Genomic DNA, 14,549 nt, shown 5'->3' on the forward strand with positions numbered 1-14,549 from the left:
AAAAAAGGAAATGAGGTGTAGTGATGGGAAGTAATAAGCATGTTGCTATTGGAAGTAGAGGGATTGTGAAGAATAATTTAAATGTTTATATAGGGGGAAGTGCACATCGTTACCCAGCTAATAAAAATGGGTTACCCAAAAACGATAAAAATGATTAGAGACCCTGATTTTTATACAGTCAAAAAATCAGGGCTATTTTTAAAGGATTATTGAGTAAGTAATAGTTAATTGATTGTGCCAGTATTTTTATTTTTCACTAATAAAGGGAGCAATTATTTTTTTTTCATAAGAAGATAACACGATATTCGTTGATGGTGTACCATATTGCATTGTATCATCAATAAATTGTTCTAAACTTTCTACAGAATACGTTGCTAATTTGACAATATAGCTAATTTCCCCTGCTACTCTGTAACACTCAAGTACATCTAGATGATTATAGCAAAAGTTAGCTAATGATTTACAATCCTTTGATTTAAACAATATAAGTGCAGAAATTGGACGGTTTATTTTTTTTAGAGAAACATGTGCATGGTAACCTTCAATAATTTTTTGCTCCTCTAACTTCCGTACTCGCTCAGTTACTGACGGAGCAGATAAGTGAACGGCTTCTGCTAGATCCTTCATTGAAATTTTTGCATTTGACTGTAATAATCCCACGATTTTTTTATCAATTTGATCCATAAATTATCCAACCTTTTTTTATAAAATAGAATAACCTAAATTCCTTATATAATAAAGCCAAACAATCAAATATCCTTATCAAACTTATTTATCAGCCTTATATATTTGTATAAAATAAGGATAACGGGAGGCGATTTACGATATGAAAAAGGTTTTATTATTATTAGCTGATGGATTTGAAGCAGTAGAAGCTAGTGTATTTACAGATGTACTAGGTTGGAATAAATGGGAGGGAGATGGATCAACTGAGGTCGTAACAGTTGGCCTTCGGAATAAATTAACCTGTACTTGGAATTTTACTGTCATACCCGAAAAAACGGTTGATGATATTCAATTAGATGAGTTTGATGCATTAGCTATTCCAGGAGGTTTTGAAGAAGCTGGCTTTTATCGGGATGCATATAGTAGAGAATTCTTACATGTTATTCAACATTTTTATGCCCAGCAGAAGCCTATTGCCAGTATATGTGTCGCATCATTAGCGCTTGGAAAAAGCGGAATTCTTACAGATAAAAAAGCCACCACATACAGTCATCCGACGAGTAAACGAAAAGAGCAGTTAAAGAATTTCGGTGCAATAGTACAAAATGATTTAATCGTTCAAGATGGAAACATTATTACATCTTCAAATCCAGGTACAGCTTTTGATGTTGCATTTTTATTACTTGAAAAACTAACATCTAAAAAGAACGCTAAACATGTAAAGGATCTTATGGGGTTTTAGGCATTGCTCTTCAACAAAGGGGTACTTGGAGTATTTTAAAATATCTTAACGAACATGGTCCAAAAGAGTGGTCATCTAATTGGGTGACTGCTCCAGATAAAAGAGAATGGAAATAATCTGTAATAACAGATGGTAATGAATCGATCAAAGGTAAGTGCCCTTTTCATGCATAATTTAATAAAAAGAATAATAATTGATTAAAATAGGAGAATTTTTATGATTGTAACACTCTTTACATATATATTGTTAGGCTTATCTTTATCAATACCTGCAGGTGCTATGACTGTCCAAATGACTAAACAAGGAATGAGAAATGGTTTCGTACATGGTTGGTTTGTAGGTATAGGAGGAATGACTGTAGATTTATCTTTAATAGTTCTGATTTATCTAGGGTTCTCTAGTGTATTAACCAATCCGTGGGTAGAAGCAGTTATGTGGTTACTAGGTTTTGGGTTTTTAATGTTTATTGGAATAGAAAGTATTAAAGAAGCAAAGTCAGAAGTTAACATAGAGGGAGAAGATCCTAATAAATCTTTATTAACAGCTTATTTATCTGGTTTTATGATTGCTATATCACCGGCTAATATTGTCTTTTGGATAGGGGTCTTTGGGCCGGTTCTAGTTTCTTCATTAGGTAGTGCAAGTACATCAACATTTATATTAATAGCTGTAGGTATTTTATTAGGTATCTTTATGCATGATATGGTCTTATTAAGCTTTGTTCATTTTACTAGACGGTTTCTAAATCCAACCTTTATTAAAGGGGTATCTATATTTGCCGCAATAGTACTATTCGGATTTAGTGGTTATTTTGGTTACGAGTTTATAAAACAAGTAATTACTTTTATTTAAAAAGCATAACTCTTATAAACTTAAATATGGTAGTTGAAATATAGATGAAAAAGATACGCATTTTAAACCTAAACGCAACGTAATTGTAAATATGTTATATTACGTAGGCATCCCCTCAAAAATTTTTTGATTCCTGGGGGAGGGTTAAATTCCTTACACATAGCCTTTAAAAAAGAAACAACCTTTACTATAATTGACGGTGTATGAACTTAGCTTGATAGTGATGGGGTAATTGCACATACCTATTTACTGAAAAATATTAACTAACTCCAAGAGTCAAAAGCGCTATTCTTACTAAAAGAATAGCGCTTTTTTATTATTTTAGTATGATTTCATCTGAATGTATTGGAGATTTCTCCTGCAAAAGTAGTAGAATTTTTATTTGAATTTACTACCTCAGTTGGATTTATCATATTTCAATTTCGATAGAATAGTAAATAGGTATATTGGATATGGAGATAAATTACAATGATTATACATACTTCAGATTTAGAATTACAGTAACTACTTAACTAATAAAGAAAGGAATAAGCAGAATGATACAGAACATATATGAAACACATTTACATGTAAGAGATTTAGAAAAGGCGATAGATTTCTATCAAAATAAGTTGGGGTTAGCATTAGCAAGAAAACTATCCAAAAGAAAGGTGGCCTTCTTTTGGGTAGGAGAAAGTAAAAAGCAAATGCTTGGATTATGGGAAGTACATAATATTGAAGATTTTGAGATAAAACACTTTGCTTTTGGTGTAGATTTAGAATTTCTAAAGTCTTCTAAATTGTGGTTAGAGAATCGTGGAATAGAAGTGGTGGGAAGCCAAGGGAAAGGAAATCAAGAGCCAATTGTCCAAAGGTGGATGCCAGCTGCAAGTGTATACTTTCTGGATTGTGATGGGAATAAATTAGAGTTTATTTCTATGTTACATGATAATCCAGATGAATTAGAATACGCATCTTATTTAAGTGAATGGGATGCGGAGCACCTGGCTAAAAAACAGGATTCGTTCAACGAAAAAGTAAATATCAAGCACAAGAATTAATTCCTTTATGTGTATGGCTTAGTCGTACTCCATTCAGCGGTACACTTTCTTCAACAAGTTTCAGCTAACCTTTGAACTCAAAAGATACGTTCAGTACAAAAAATTGCTATTGGAAGTAGGGGATTATGAAAAAAAATCAATGTTTATATAGGGGTAGTGGCGGCTGTAAGCATTTTTATCCTTTCAATTGTTTTTCTATATTTTAACCCTTACAGCAATCAAACACTTAATAAGGAACTATATATCACTGTATTTTTCATGTTTTTGCTTCCTTCTTTTTTAGCAGTAATTGCGGCAGTTGCAAGGAAAAAGGATTTTATGATTGCTTGTAGCATTTGGTTGTTACCAGGAACTTTTTATTTTGGTGTAGCGGTGATTCCGGCTGTTTGGAATTAATATATTTTATTTCTAATTGTTTATTGTGTATCTATTGTTTGGATGAAAAAGGGGTGAAGAGTCTCATGAAGCGAGAACTATCGAAGTTAGCGGATGTACTAGTCAATCATTCAACTAAAGTGCAGCCCGATGATCAAGTATTGATTCAAAGTGTTACTGAAATAGATCCCGCAGTAGTTCGTGAAATTATTAAGTTTGTGGAAAAAGCAGGGGGATACGCACATGTATCAATGCGTGATGTTTCTGTTACAAGGCAATTGATTCTATCAGGATCTGAAGAACAATTTAAGTTATTTGCAGATTGGGAATGTTACCGCTTAAGTAAGATGCAAGTATATATTAATCTCCGTAGCCCTAGAAATGCATATGAATTAGCAGATGTGCCAGCAGGAAAAATGAAGTTATATCAAAAGATATTTGGAAAAGCTCATAGTGAAGCAGTGTATAAAACAAGATGGGTGACAACTCGAATTCCGAATGCGGGGTCTGCGCAAGAAGCGAATATGAGCACTGAGGCTTATGAAAAATTTTATTATGATGTATGTACGTTAGATTACAATAAAATGTCGAAAGCAATGGAGCCATTAAAAGAATTAATGGAAAAGACAAAGCAAGTTAGGATTATTGGAGAAGGTACGGATTTGAATTTTTCAATTGAAGGAATTGGCGTTTTAAAAGGAGATGGAACGGATAATATACCTGATGGTGAAGTGTATACAGCACCTGTTAAAAATTCAGTAAATGGAGTAATAACGTTTAACACAGTATCTGTTCAACAAGGTTATGCGTTTCAAAATATAAAGTTACATGTCAGACAAGGGAAAATAATAGAGGCATATGCAAATGATACAGAGCGAATGAATCGAATTCTTGATACGGATGAGGGAGCAAGATATATTGGAGAATTTGCACTAGCTTTTAATCCTTACATATTACACCCAATGAATAATACGTTATTCGATGAAAAAATAAATGGTAGTTATCATGTAGCAATTGGAGATTCGTTACAAGGTGCAGATAATGGGAATAAATCAGCGATACATTGGGATTTAGTAAACATTCAAAGGCCAGAGTATGGCGGGGGTGAAATTTGGTTCGATGACGTACTGATAAGAAAAGATGGACGTTTTATTTTACAAGAGCTGTTCAGATTAAATGAAGAAAATTTGAAGGGGTAAAGTGCTTTATTGAGAGTGTGTAAAGTAGATTAAAATACAACATATTAAACGAAGCGATTTATCGCGTAACTATACATTCATTTAATATTAGTAGGTTAACTGAAAAGATAGCTCCATGAGGAGTGTAAAAACGACAAAATCTCTTAAAAAACAATTAATTTTTAACGTCATCTATCTTTACAATCCCTCCTTATAATTTGAATTGGGCAAGCATCTAAGAGAAAGCAGAACATGTCAGTTTATACATTTTATTATTAGGGGGAGAAATTGTATGAAAAAGGTAGTTGCTTCGTTAGCCGTTATGGCAGTGTTATTACCAACGTTTTCGATGAATGCTGAGGGAAAAGAACAAGCACAAGCACGAAAAACAGCGACGATGTTTAATGTTATTAGTGACATTCAAGGGGATTTATCGGATTTTGATCACGTATTAAAAGATATGAACAAAGTGACGCCGCTATCTAGAGCACTTATTATGAATGGGGATATAACGTCAAAAGGACAGCAATCACAATATGATGATGTGAAGCGTGTGTTAAACCAAAACAAGCATCCGGAAAATGTATGGTCGGCTATTGGGAACCATGAGTTTTACGCTGGGAAATGGACAGCTGATGGAAAGTTATCTCAAAGTACATGGCCAAACGGTGTAGCAGAAGATACGCTATTTAATCGATATTTGAAATTTAGCGGACAAGAAAAGGTGTACCATAAAAAAGAATTAGATGGTTATCCACTATTATTTTTAGGGACAGAAAAATATATGAGGTACCATGATTCAAAAATGTCAGATCAAGTGTACTTAAGTGAGGAACAATTAGGTTGGCTGAAACAAAATTTAGAAGACTACAGTCAAAAAGATAAAAATAAGCCGATTTTTATTTTTTCTCACCACGTTTTACCTGATTCTGTATCTGGTTCAAGACAATCACCGTATTTAAATGACTATTTAAACGTGGATAAATTGTACGATATATTAAAAGATTACCCGCAAGTTGTCTTTTTCACGAGCCATACGCACTGGGATTTAAATTTACCAGACTGGGCTGGTAAAAAGAAAATTGCAGGCGGAGATGAAAAAGGATTTACAGTTGTAAATACGGGCGGCATTGAAACAGGATGGAGGTCAGCTGGTCCAAATGGCGGCGAGATTCATGCTCCGGATGGATCTTCTTTTAAACAAGGGTTGCAAGTGAAAGCATATGGTAACGATGTTGTCGTAACGGCTTACGATTATAAACGTGATAAAGGTATAAAGAACTTATTAATTAGTGATGCAAAAATTGCACAAATGGCACCAGATGTAACGGCTGATGATAGTAAAAACGTAATCGTTGGTGCAACAGAGTATATGGAGTACAATGTAGAAGGAACGAATGAGTGGTACACGTACAATAAAGCGAATCCTCCAAAATTTGATGGGAACAAAATTGTATACGTACGCCATAAAGGCGAAATGAATTTAGAGCCAGGATTAACGCAGCTTCTTCGTTTTTCGGTAAATAAGTGATTGGTAAGGGCCTACTTCTTAATGAGTGGGCTCTTTTTATTTTGTCGTTTTTTATCGGCAAGTCGATATATTTTAAGTATCGGTCGATATAATTTGAGAATCGCTGATATAAATTTCATGTACCGTATTGAAGTTAAAATCGTTAATGCAATTTCATGCACCGAAACGAAATTCCCTACATTTTTAATCCAGAAAGGTGACTTCATCATTTTTCCATGTAATAATAGTATGGTTACATTTACTGTGAAAGAGTATAAAAGGAGCGTTATTGATGAATTTAGCTAAATTTCCGAGAAAAAAATATACAGAATCATATACACCAATTGAAAAATTAAACAATTTTTCTGAAGCACTTGGTGGGCCAACTATTTATTTTAAACGAGATGATTTACTTGGTTTAACAGCTGGCGGTAATAAGACGAGAAAGTTAGAGTTTCTAGTTGCGGATGCACAGGAAAAGGGTGCAGATACGTTAATTACAGCTGGTGGTATTCAGTCAAACCATTGCCGTCTAACACTTGCAGCTGCGGTAAAAGAAAAAATGAAATGTATTCTTGTGTTAGAAGAAGGGCTTGAGCCAGAAGAAAAGCCAGACTTTAACGGAAACTATTTCTTATATCATTTATTAGGTGCTGAAAACGTAATTGTTGTGCCAAACGGAGCAGATCTTATGGAAGAGATGCATAAAGTAGCGAAAGAAGTTAGTGAAAAAGGTAATACACCATATGTAATACCAGTTGGTGGATCAAATCCTACTGGTGCAATGGGATACATTGCTTGTGCGCAAGAAATTATGGCTCAGTCATTTGAGCAAGGAATTGATTTCAGTTCAGTTGTTTGTGTAAGTGGTAGCGCTGGTATGCATGCTGGTTTAATTACTGGCTTTTCCGGAACGCAAAGCAAAATTCCTGTAATCGGAATAAATGTAAGTAGAGGAAAAGCGGAGCAAGAAGAGAAAGTAGCAAAACTTGTAGATGAAACTTCAGCTCACGTTGGTATCCCAAACTCTATTTCACGCGAAGCAGTTACATGCTTTGATGAATATGTAGGACCAGGATACGCTTTACCAACACCAGAAATGGTTGAAGCAGTACAGTTACTTGCGAAAACTGAAGGTATTTTACTTGACCCAGTTTATACAGGTAAAGCAGTAGCGGGACTAATCGATTTAATTAGAAAAGGTAAATTTAATAAAGAGGACAACATTTTATTCGTACATTCAGGTGGTTCACCAGCTTTATATGCGAATACATCTCTGTTTGCGTAAGTGTGAAAAAGCATTGGATATCCAATGCTTTTTGTTTTAAATTAATGTTGAAATTTGATACAATTTCGTGAATATGCGATGATTTTTCAACATTCAATGGTGAATAACGATATATATATATAGGAGATTGATGTATGACAGAATTTTGGGAAGCAAGTTTTATAGAAAATCAAATGATGTGGGGATTTGAACCTTCAGATTCCGCAATTTTGACGAAGGACATTTTCCTTGAAAAGAAAGTGAAGGATATATTGATTCCTGGTATTGGGTACGGTAGAAATGCGAAGGTTTTTATTGATAACGGAATACATGTAACAGGTATTGAAATTTCAAAAACGGCGATTGAATTGGCGAGGGCAAATGAACTCAATGCTAATTTCTTCCACGGTTCAGTTACGGATATGCCTTTTGATAACAAACTGTATGATGGCATATTTTCCTATGCACTTATTCATTTGTTGAATAAGGATGAGAGAGAGAAGTTTATTAAAGATTGTTATAGTCAGTTAAAACCAAACGGATATATGATTTTTACTACTATTTCTAAAGATGCCCCAATGTTTGGGAAGGGGAAACAACTGGGTAAAGACTACTTTGAAATAATGGAAGGGGTAAAAATGTATTTTTATGATGTTGACTCGGTACAACAAGACTTTGGAAAATATGGACTGATGGAAACTACGGAAATTTTGGAGCCACATAAAAATATGGCAAGCAAACCTCCATTTAAATTTATAATGATCAAATGTCAAAAAACACTATAATTACCATTGTGTAAAAATAGTGAAAGGTTACTTAATAAGCTGGTTGAGTAAGCTATTCACTCATTGTTCTTTAAAGGCGAAGTAAGGGGAGTCAAATGGCATCCCTTACTTCGCTTAATTTAGTTTAAAACATGTTTTAAACTTCCAATGAATAATTTGTTATATAATGGAATTATTGAAGCGTGAGAGGGGTGATTATATGAGTACAACATTAAGAGGGGTCATATACACAATACTCATTATTTCTATAATATTAATAATTTTTTTAGGTTACGGATTATATTTGTATTTTAAGTGAAATGATATCTGAACCAAAGGAAAGATCAAAGAATCGAAGTGCAAAAACGTGTTGGTGATGATAATTATGAGGATTTGAAAGTAGTTACAGACAATAATCAAGTGTTGCAAGTAAAGAAAATATTAAATGATATTCATTTTGAAAATAAAAAAGTGGAAATGTCTCGTTCAGCTGATTATCACTTTGTTTTTCAATTTAAAAATCCGAAAATAGAGGCGAAAGCTGTGTTGTATCAAATTTGGATAAGTCCTAATAAAGATAAAGTAGAAGTTATGGCGGGGGATAATCGCTATGCTCAATTAGAAGGGAAAAATGCAGCCACTTTGTTTGAGATTGTTACGGGAGAAAAGTTAGTTGAATAAAAGTATATGGCACTTAACTTTTTCAGATTTATTGTAATGATTCACTACTTGTAAGGGATTATTCAGTGTGTCTTTCTATTAAAAAGTCTAAATTTGATCAATTAAATACGATAAAATCTTTTTAAAAATAATGAAATTTTAGGAAAAATAAGGTACACTAGTCAATGGTTTTAGTTTAAAATCGATTGACGTTAATGTATACGGGGGAAAGATTGATGAACAATAATCCAATAAATGAATCAGTTGAAGAAGTTGAGAGAAAACGAGTAAGATCAAGCAAACGTTTTACAAATTGGAAGCTTATTGCAGCGGGTGTTGGTGTAATTGTACTTCTCATTGGAGGAATGAGTTATTATCAGGCAACTCACTTCAATTCAAATGTTACGATTAATGACACAAAAGTCGGTGGTCTGAACGCTGATCAGGCAATACAGAAATTAAAAACATCTGGACTAGAAAACAAAGTCTATGTTAATCAACAACAAATTTTAGATGAAAAAGATACAAAAACGGAACTTACGGAAAAAGATTTGCCTCAAGTTAAGAAACTATTAAAAAGCCAGTGGACATTTTTCCCTTCCTCAAAGGAAAAAAAATATTCAGTGCTACCGGAAAAGGCGGATCAGTATCGTAGTGAAACGATGAAAAAACTTGTAGAAGAAAAGCTCATCTCTATGAATGAAAAACTACAAGCGCCTCAAGATGCTATGGCGAAGCTGGAACAAGGAAAAGTTGTTATTTCGAAGAGCGTTGATGGAAAACAGTATGACGTTACTAGTCTACTGAAAGATTACGACAAGCAGAAGTATAAAAGTGAAATTCATCTGAAGTCTACATACATACAGCCTATTAAAGAAGACGATCCGATTGTTAAAAAAGAGGAGAAAGCACTACAGAATCTTCTTGGGCAGTCAGTTGAATATAAAGTGCAGAATGAAGTGTATCCTTTAAAAGCGAAAGATTTAATTCAAAATGCCTCTATGTCAAAGGATATGAAAGTTACAATCGATGCGAGCGACATTAAGAATAAGATTGCTGAAATTAATAATGCTAAATCAACATTAAATAAAAATTTCAGCTTTAAAACCCATTCCGGTTCGGTCATATCAGTAAAAGGACAAGGCTACGGCTGGGCACTAGATGTTGAAAAAGAAACAAAACAAGTTCAACAAGCTTTTGAAAAGGGTGAAAAATCGCTATCTGCTTCTAATATCCATGGAAATGGTTGGGAGAAGGAAGGTATCGGTTATGAAACAACATCGAATAATGGCATCGGAGACACGTATGCGGAAGTTTCAATTGCAGATCAACAAATTTGGATTTATAAAGATGGGAAATTAGTCGTCACAACAAATGTAGTAACTGGTAAACATAGCACGAGTGAAGATACATCACCAGGTGTGTGGTACGTTCTATATAAACGAACACCATACACGCTGAAAGGCAGCGCAGTAGGTAAAGCTGATTATGCAGTTAAAGTAGATTACTGGGTTCCATTCACAAATAGTGGCCAAGGATTCCATGATGCAGGCTGGCGAAAAGACTGGGCAAATAATGCTTATTTAACAGGGGGATCAGGCGGGTGTGTAAACCTTCTTCCTAATGTTGCAAAAACTGTATATGATAGTTTGAACACTAATGATCCAGTTATTGTGTACTAGAAAATAGCTACGTATCAAGAAATAAATAAAGCAGGAAATCTTATCTGATGGTACATGAAAAAACACCTCTTGAATTCGCATATTTAGTGTGCAAATTCAATGGAGGTGTTTTTGTTTGAAAACAAGAGTTCATTGCCTATAAGAAACGAAGTAGAAAGAGATTGAGATGATAAATAGATATTCAAATAGTCAATAAAATTGACACTGAATATCATTTTCATTTATTATGAAGTCGTCACATGTAATTGGACATGATTTTTGTGAAAAAGTTTACTTTTTTATTAATATAATAGATTTCTATTAAGGTGTCCCATTTAAGAATTAAAACGTAGGAAAGGGTAAAATAAAAATGAACTGGAAAAAAGGCGGATTATGGATTATTATTTTTTTCATTGTAAAAGGTACGATTTCTACACTTTTAATAGTTACAGGTGCTAAATATTTTGATTTATCATTTATGCAACTTTTCATACTAATACTGATCTTATTACTGGTTTCTCTCATAAGTCGAAAATTGCTGCATAGACATAAACAAAACAAAAAGCAAAAAGAGCTAAATATATAATGAAGCCCCAGAGACCTTTGGATTTCTGGGGTTTTACTATATATTTAGCCTCTTACTATTTGTGGAAAGTAAAACTCCCAGCTCAAAATTTAGGTGGGTACAGAAGTTTGTTGGGAGCTGATTAAAGTCATGATCTATGTTGATTAAAGGAAGTCACTGAATTTGTTGCTACAATTATTAAACAAGGAATAATTGTTTCGTCTATACACAATGAGTGGTTATGTGATGATCCAAATTTAATTTACGTTAATATCGAAGACGTTGATGATCCACTAATTTTCGCAAGGAAAGTCAGAAGAGTATTATGCAATTAACCAATTTTTTTAGTTAAATGAGTGATTGTGTTGATTAGAATATTTCAGATTGTTGAATGGTATACTTGGAAAATAGATTTAAGTAGATGGTTTTATAAAATCTCATATATAGCTAAAAAGAGTAACTCCATTTTGATCGCTTTTTTTCAAAATGGAGTTTTTGTATTTACTTTTAAATAAGGACTGAAGAGAGCTTTTTAATCAATCTGTATTCTAAAGCTAAAACCGAGCATACATTATGCTCGGTTTTCAATTGGTAGTTTAAATGTAAAAGTACTGCCTTCTCCTAATTCACTTTCAACCGTAATTTCTCCTCCGTGTAGTTCGACAATCCATTTTACCATCGACAATCCTAAACCTGTGTTTCCGATGTTTGAAGATGTTCGTGCTGCGTCAACTTGATAGAAGCGGTCCCATATTTTCGTAATATGTTGCTCGCTGATGCCTATGCCATTATCGGAGACTTTACCTATTATGTTGGTTTCATCACGGAATAGTTGCATATGCACAGTGCCGTCCGCTTTGCTATAAGCAATCGCATTCGTTAGTAAATTCATTAATAAACGCATCATCAATGTTTGATCTGCTTTCATAAACAGGTCTTCCTCTATATTAGTTGTGATATCAATCGATGCTTCTTGAACCATTAATGAAAGCTCTTCTACAACGATTTCCGTTAATTCACTCATATTGATACATTCAAATTGAAAAGTACTATGCTTTCCTTGGTCAACCCTTGCTAATAATAAGAGTTGTGAGATTAACGCGGACATTTTACGTGATTGCTTTAAAATTACTTCTAACGATTCTTCCATTTCTTTCGGATTATTCCTCTGCGATAAAGCGTATTCGCATTGCGAAATAATAACAGATGTTGGTGTTCTTAATTCATGAGATGCGTCAGATGTAAATTGTTTTTCACTTTCGAATGATGTCTCCAATCGCTCAAACATTTTGTCAAAGGTTTGTGCTAAATGATACATTTCGTCTTTCGATGAACCTTGTAAATTAATTCTCTTTGAAAGGTCTTTACCATCACCAATTTCACTGGCTGAATCACTCATTTGTTGCACAGGTCGAAAAGCTCTTTGCGTAATAAAATATCCTCCCGCTGCCGCAATGAGAATAAGTAATGGAAATGAGATGAGTGTTACCACAATAAGCGTATTCATGGTCGATGATAATTGATTCATGGTCATTATTCCACGAACCCAGACTTGCTCATCGCCGCCTACATTATGGAGGAAATCATATACTATCCATTCTTTATTACCGTCTTTAATGGTTTGTATTTCATCGGATTTAAGCGATACCTTTTTATTAAATCCTGTTGGACTATGTCCTGCCAGCAGCTCACCTTGCTTACTATAAATGATGATATTTACTCCATCTTCTAAGGCTTCAAATTCATCGTCAATCTTTAACTGTCCATGCTTATATTCGATATCTTCAATGCTTTCTTTTACTGTGCTCTTCAATTGATTTTTCATATTAAAGAGCACAACTTTATCTGAAGAAGTTAAAATAAAAGCTAACACGAGTGCCATAATAATTACAACTAGCCCCGTATACCATAGGGTCACTCTCATTTTTATTGATAGTCTTTTCATGATTCAACTCGCAATACGTAACCAGTGCCTCGTACTGTATGAATTAACTTCGTTTCAAACTGGCTATCAATTTTTTTACGAAGGTATCGGACGTAAACATCAATAATATTCGAGCCACCTTCATAGTCGTAATTCCACACATGTTGCTCAATTTTATCTCGTGTCAACACAACTTCTTTATTACGAATCATATATTCTAAAATAGCAAATTCTTTACTGGAAAGATTGATAACTTGATCTCCTCTTGTTACTTTATGCATATTGCAATCCACCACTAGGTCAGCGATTTCAAACACATTAGATGTATTTCCTGTTTTTCTTCGCATCAACACTCGAATTCTTGCTAACAGCTCATCAAAAGCAAAGGGCTTTACTAAATAATCGTCCGCACCTAAGTCGAGTCCTGTTACGCGATCATCAATTGTATCTTTAGCTGTAAGGAGCAAGACAGGAGTTGTATTATTGTCCGCACGTAATCTTTGTAATACTTGTAAACCATCTATTCCGGGAATCATAATGTCAAGCACAATCAAATCGTAGGTAGCCATGCTTATATAATCCAAAGCATCTTCTCCATTCCCACATCCATCGACACTATAATATTCTGCATTTAATCGTTTTACTAATATATTTTGTAAGTCTTTTTCATCTTCGACAATAAGAACTCGCATTAACATTCTCCTTTTCTTCTTATTTATATGTATCACTATAATTCCGAAACATTAAAGAAAGATTAGAAACTATTTAATTATATCATTTTATTTTTTTGTACATTAATCTTCCTTTAATGTTTGTTCAGTAATATAAAGGCAAGGATAAGGTGCACATGTAAAGGGAGGAAAACAGAATGAGAAAGTGGATGTTGATTGGAGCAATGTCTTGTTTGTTCTTAACAGCTTGTTCTACTCAAGCTGATAACAATACAGAAGTACGACAACTGAAAGTGGAAAATGATACATTGCAAAAAGAAAGTGCTCAACTACAACAAGAACCACACAAAACAGGGCCTGCTACAAATGATACGAAGCAAATACAAGATTTCAAAAACGAAGTCACATCTATCGTTGAAAAGACAAATAACACGAAACCAGTTGGAGCACAAGAAGAAAACTTAAATACGTACTTAGCAGCAAAAAAAGAAATTGACCAATTAGATGACAAGATAGATCTATCTGATGATCAGCTAGAAGCAGATTTTCACGCTGGAACGATAACTGTTGAACAATATCAAATACAAGAAAGAGAACAAGATATACTTGAAGATCAATTAGAGCAAGCAGAAAATGTACTTGAAGCAAGATTTGGAATAAATGATTAATTATTA

At 33.9% G+C, this 14,549-nt stretch carries 16 protein-coding genes and 2 pseudogenes; 15 read left to right on the plus strand and 3 right to left on the minus strand.

Annotated features, from left to right (window positions below):
• Positions 1–23 precede the first annotated feature (23 nt).
• On the plus strand, positions 24–158 hold the full coding sequence (locus tag ABH959_RS16905) for a hypothetical protein (protein WP_016127259.1): 135 nt from the start codon (positions 24–26) through the stop codon (positions 156–158).
• Positions 159–246: 88 nt separating this feature from the next.
• Here the strand turns inward: ABH959_RS16905 and ABH959_RS16910 are convergent, their stop codons facing one another.
• The gene (locus tag ABH959_RS16910) at positions 247–684 is read right to left on the minus strand and encodes an Lrp/AsnC family transcriptional regulator (protein ID WP_404492942.1); all 438 of its coding nucleotides are present in this window, start codon (positions 682–684) and stop codon (positions 247–249) included.
• A 142-nt stretch (positions 685–826) separates the two neighbouring features.
• Here ABH959_RS16910 and ABH959_RS16915 point away from each other — a divergent pair, with 142 nt between their 5' ends.
• The 13 genes and pseudogenes from ABH959_RS16915 to ABH959_RS16975 form a co-directional block, all read left to right on the plus strand.
• Positions 827–1,408, plus strand: coding sequence for a DJ-1/PfpI family protein (locus ABH959_RS16915; RefSeq protein ID WP_404453133.1), 582 nt, complete (start codon positions 827–829; stop codon positions 1,406–1,408).
• 216 nt (positions 1,409–1,624) lie between these two features.
• Positions 1,625–2,260, plus strand: a complete 636-nt coding sequence (locus ABH959_RS16920) for a LysE family translocator (RefSeq protein ID WP_404453136.1) — start codon at positions 1,625–1,627, stop codon at positions 2,258–2,260.
• 536 nt (positions 2,261–2,796) lie between these two features.
• Entirely contained in the window at positions 2,797–3,300 is a 504-nt protein-coding gene (locus ABH959_RS16925) for a VOC family protein (protein WP_404453139.1), read from the plus strand.
• 156 nt (positions 3,301–3,456) lie between these two features.
• Positions 3,457–3,696 carry a hypothetical protein gene (locus tag ABH959_RS16930; protein ID WP_404453142.1) on the plus strand — a complete coding sequence of 80 codons (240 nt, stop codon included), beginning with the start codon at positions 3,457–3,459 and terminating at the stop codon, positions 3,694–3,696.
• Between the two features lie 65 nt (positions 3,697–3,761).
• The gene (locus ABH959_RS16935; protein ID WP_404492943.1) at positions 3,762–4,874 is read left to right on the plus strand and encodes an aminopeptidase; all 1,113 of its coding nucleotides are present in this window, start codon (positions 3,762–3,764) and stop codon (positions 4,872–4,874) included.
• Positions 4,875–5,145: 271 nt separating this feature from the next.
• Positions 5,146–6,384 carry a DUF4073 domain-containing protein gene (locus ABH959_RS16940; RefSeq protein ID WP_404453147.1) on the plus strand — a complete coding sequence of 413 codons (1,239 nt, stop codon included), beginning with the start codon at positions 5,146–5,148 and terminating at the stop codon, positions 6,382–6,384.
• Positions 6,385–6,405: 21 nt separating this feature from the next.
• Entirely contained in the window at positions 6,406–6,669 is a 264-nt protein-coding gene (locus tag ABH959_RS16945; RefSeq protein WP_113709891.1) for a hypothetical protein, read from the plus strand.
• Complete coding sequence (gene cuyA / locus ABH959_RS16950; protein ID WP_001046600.1) at positions 6,656–7,651, plus strand: D-cysteate sulfo-lyase; 996 nt, start codon at positions 6,656–6,658, stop codon at positions 7,649–7,651. Before ABH959_RS16945 ends, cuyA begins: the two co-directional genes overlap by 14 nt.
• Positions 7,652–7,785: 134 nt before the next feature.
• Positions 7,786–8,415: a class I SAM-dependent methyltransferase gene (locus tag ABH959_RS16955; RefSeq protein ID WP_113935870.1), complete on the plus strand. Its 630-nt coding sequence runs from the start codon at positions 7,786–7,788 to the stop codon at positions 8,413–8,415.
• Positions 8,416–8,733: 318 nt separating this feature from the next.
• Positions 8,734–9,075, plus strand: a pseudogene (locus ABH959_RS16960) (YhfM domain-containing protein); the annotation flags it as partial.
• Positions 9,076–9,290: 215 nt separating this feature from the next.
• Positions 9,291–10,736, plus strand: coding sequence for a L,D-transpeptidase family protein (locus ABH959_RS16965; RefSeq protein WP_113935869.1), 1,446 nt, complete (start codon positions 9,291–9,293; stop codon positions 10,734–10,736).
• 349 nt (positions 10,737–11,085) lie between these two features.
• Positions 11,086–11,301, plus strand: a complete 216-nt coding sequence (locus ABH959_RS16970; RefSeq protein WP_113935868.1) for a hypothetical protein — start codon at positions 11,086–11,088, stop codon at positions 11,299–11,301.
• Between the two features lie 146 nt (positions 11,302–11,447).
• Positions 11,448–11,615 (plus strand): annotated as a pseudogene (locus ABH959_RS16975) (DUF1259 domain-containing protein); the annotation flags it as partial.
• 236 nt (positions 11,616–11,851) lie between these two features.
• Here ABH959_RS16975 and ABH959_RS16980 read toward each other — a convergent pair.
• Together ABH959_RS16980 and ABH959_RS16985 are read right to left on the minus strand one after the other, a co-directional pair.
• Positions 11,852–13,225, minus strand: coding sequence for a sensor histidine kinase (locus tag ABH959_RS16980; RefSeq protein WP_113935867.1), 1,374 nt, complete (start codon positions 13,223–13,225; stop codon positions 11,852–11,854).
• Positions 13,222–13,896, minus strand: a complete 675-nt coding sequence (locus ABH959_RS16985) for a response regulator transcription factor (protein WP_002128055.1) — start codon at positions 13,894–13,896, stop codon at positions 13,222–13,224. Before ABH959_RS16985 ends, ABH959_RS16980 begins: the two co-directional genes overlap by 4 nt.
• A gap of 176 nt (positions 13,897–14,072) precedes the next feature.
• Between ABH959_RS16985 and ABH959_RS16990 the strand changes: the two genes are divergently transcribed.
• Positions 14,073–14,543, plus strand: a complete 471-nt coding sequence (locus tag ABH959_RS16990) for a hypothetical protein (protein WP_113935866.1) — start codon at positions 14,073–14,075, stop codon at positions 14,541–14,543.
• Positions 14,544–14,549: the final 6 nt, after the last annotated feature.

Source organism: Bacillus sp. RC51 (genome assembly GCF_044908115.1).
GTDB classification, from domain to species: Bacteria; Bacillota; Bacilli; order Bacillales; family Bacillaceae_G; genus Bacillus_A; species Bacillus_A mycoides.

Coding starts and splice junctions, on each gene's coding strand:
- ABH959_RS16905 (WP_016127259.1), top strand. CDS start 24: ATGGGAAGTAATAAGCATGTTGCTATTGGAAGTAGAGGGATTGTGAAG.
- ABH959_RS16925 (WP_404453139.1), top strand. CDS start 2,797: ATGATACAGAACATATATGAAACACATTTACATGTAAGAGATTTAGAA.
- ABH959_RS16990 (WP_113935866.1), top strand. CDS start 14,073: ATGAGAAAGTGGATGTTGATTGGAGCAATGTCTTGTTTGTTCTTAACA.
- cuyA (WP_001046600.1), top strand. CDS start 6,656: ATGAATTTAGCTAAATTTCCGAGAAAAAAATATACAGAATCATATACA.
- ABH959_RS16955 (WP_113935870.1), top strand. CDS start 7,786: ATGACAGAATTTTGGGAAGCAAGTTTTATAGAAAATCAAATGATGTGG.
- ABH959_RS16940 (WP_404453147.1), top strand. CDS start 5,146: ATGAAAAAGGTAGTTGCTTCGTTAGCCGTTATGGCAGTGTTATTACCA.
- ABH959_RS16935 (WP_404492943.1), top strand. CDS start 3,762: ATGAAGCGAGAACTATCGAAGTTAGCGGATGTACTAGTCAATCATTCA.
- ABH959_RS16915 (WP_404453133.1), top strand. CDS start 827: ATGAAAAAGGTTTTATTATTATTAGCTGATGGATTTGAAGCAGTAGAA.
- ABH959_RS16945 (WP_113709891.1), top strand. CDS start 6,406: ATGAGTGGGCTCTTTTTATTTTGTCGTTTTTTATCGGCAAGTCGATAT.
- ABH959_RS16985 (WP_002128055.1), bottom strand. CDS start 13,896: ATGCGAGTTCTTATTGTCGAAGATGAAAAAGACTTACAAAATATATTA.
- ABH959_RS16965 (WP_113935869.1), top strand. CDS start 9,291: ATGAACAATAATCCAATAAATGAATCAGTTGAAGAAGTTGAGAGAAAA.
- ABH959_RS16920 (WP_404453136.1), top strand. CDS start 1,625: ATGATTGTAACACTCTTTACATATATATTGTTAGGCTTATCTTTATCA.
- ABH959_RS16980 (WP_113935867.1), bottom strand. CDS start 13,225: ATGAAAAGACTATCAATAAAAATGAGAGTGACCCTATGGTATACGGGG.
- ABH959_RS16970 (WP_113935868.1), top strand. CDS start 11,086: ATGAACTGGAAAAAAGGCGGATTATGGATTATTATTTTTTTCATTGTA.
- ABH959_RS16910 (WP_404492942.1), bottom strand. CDS start 684: ATGGATCAAATTGATAAAAAAATCGTGGGATTATTACAGTCAAATGCA.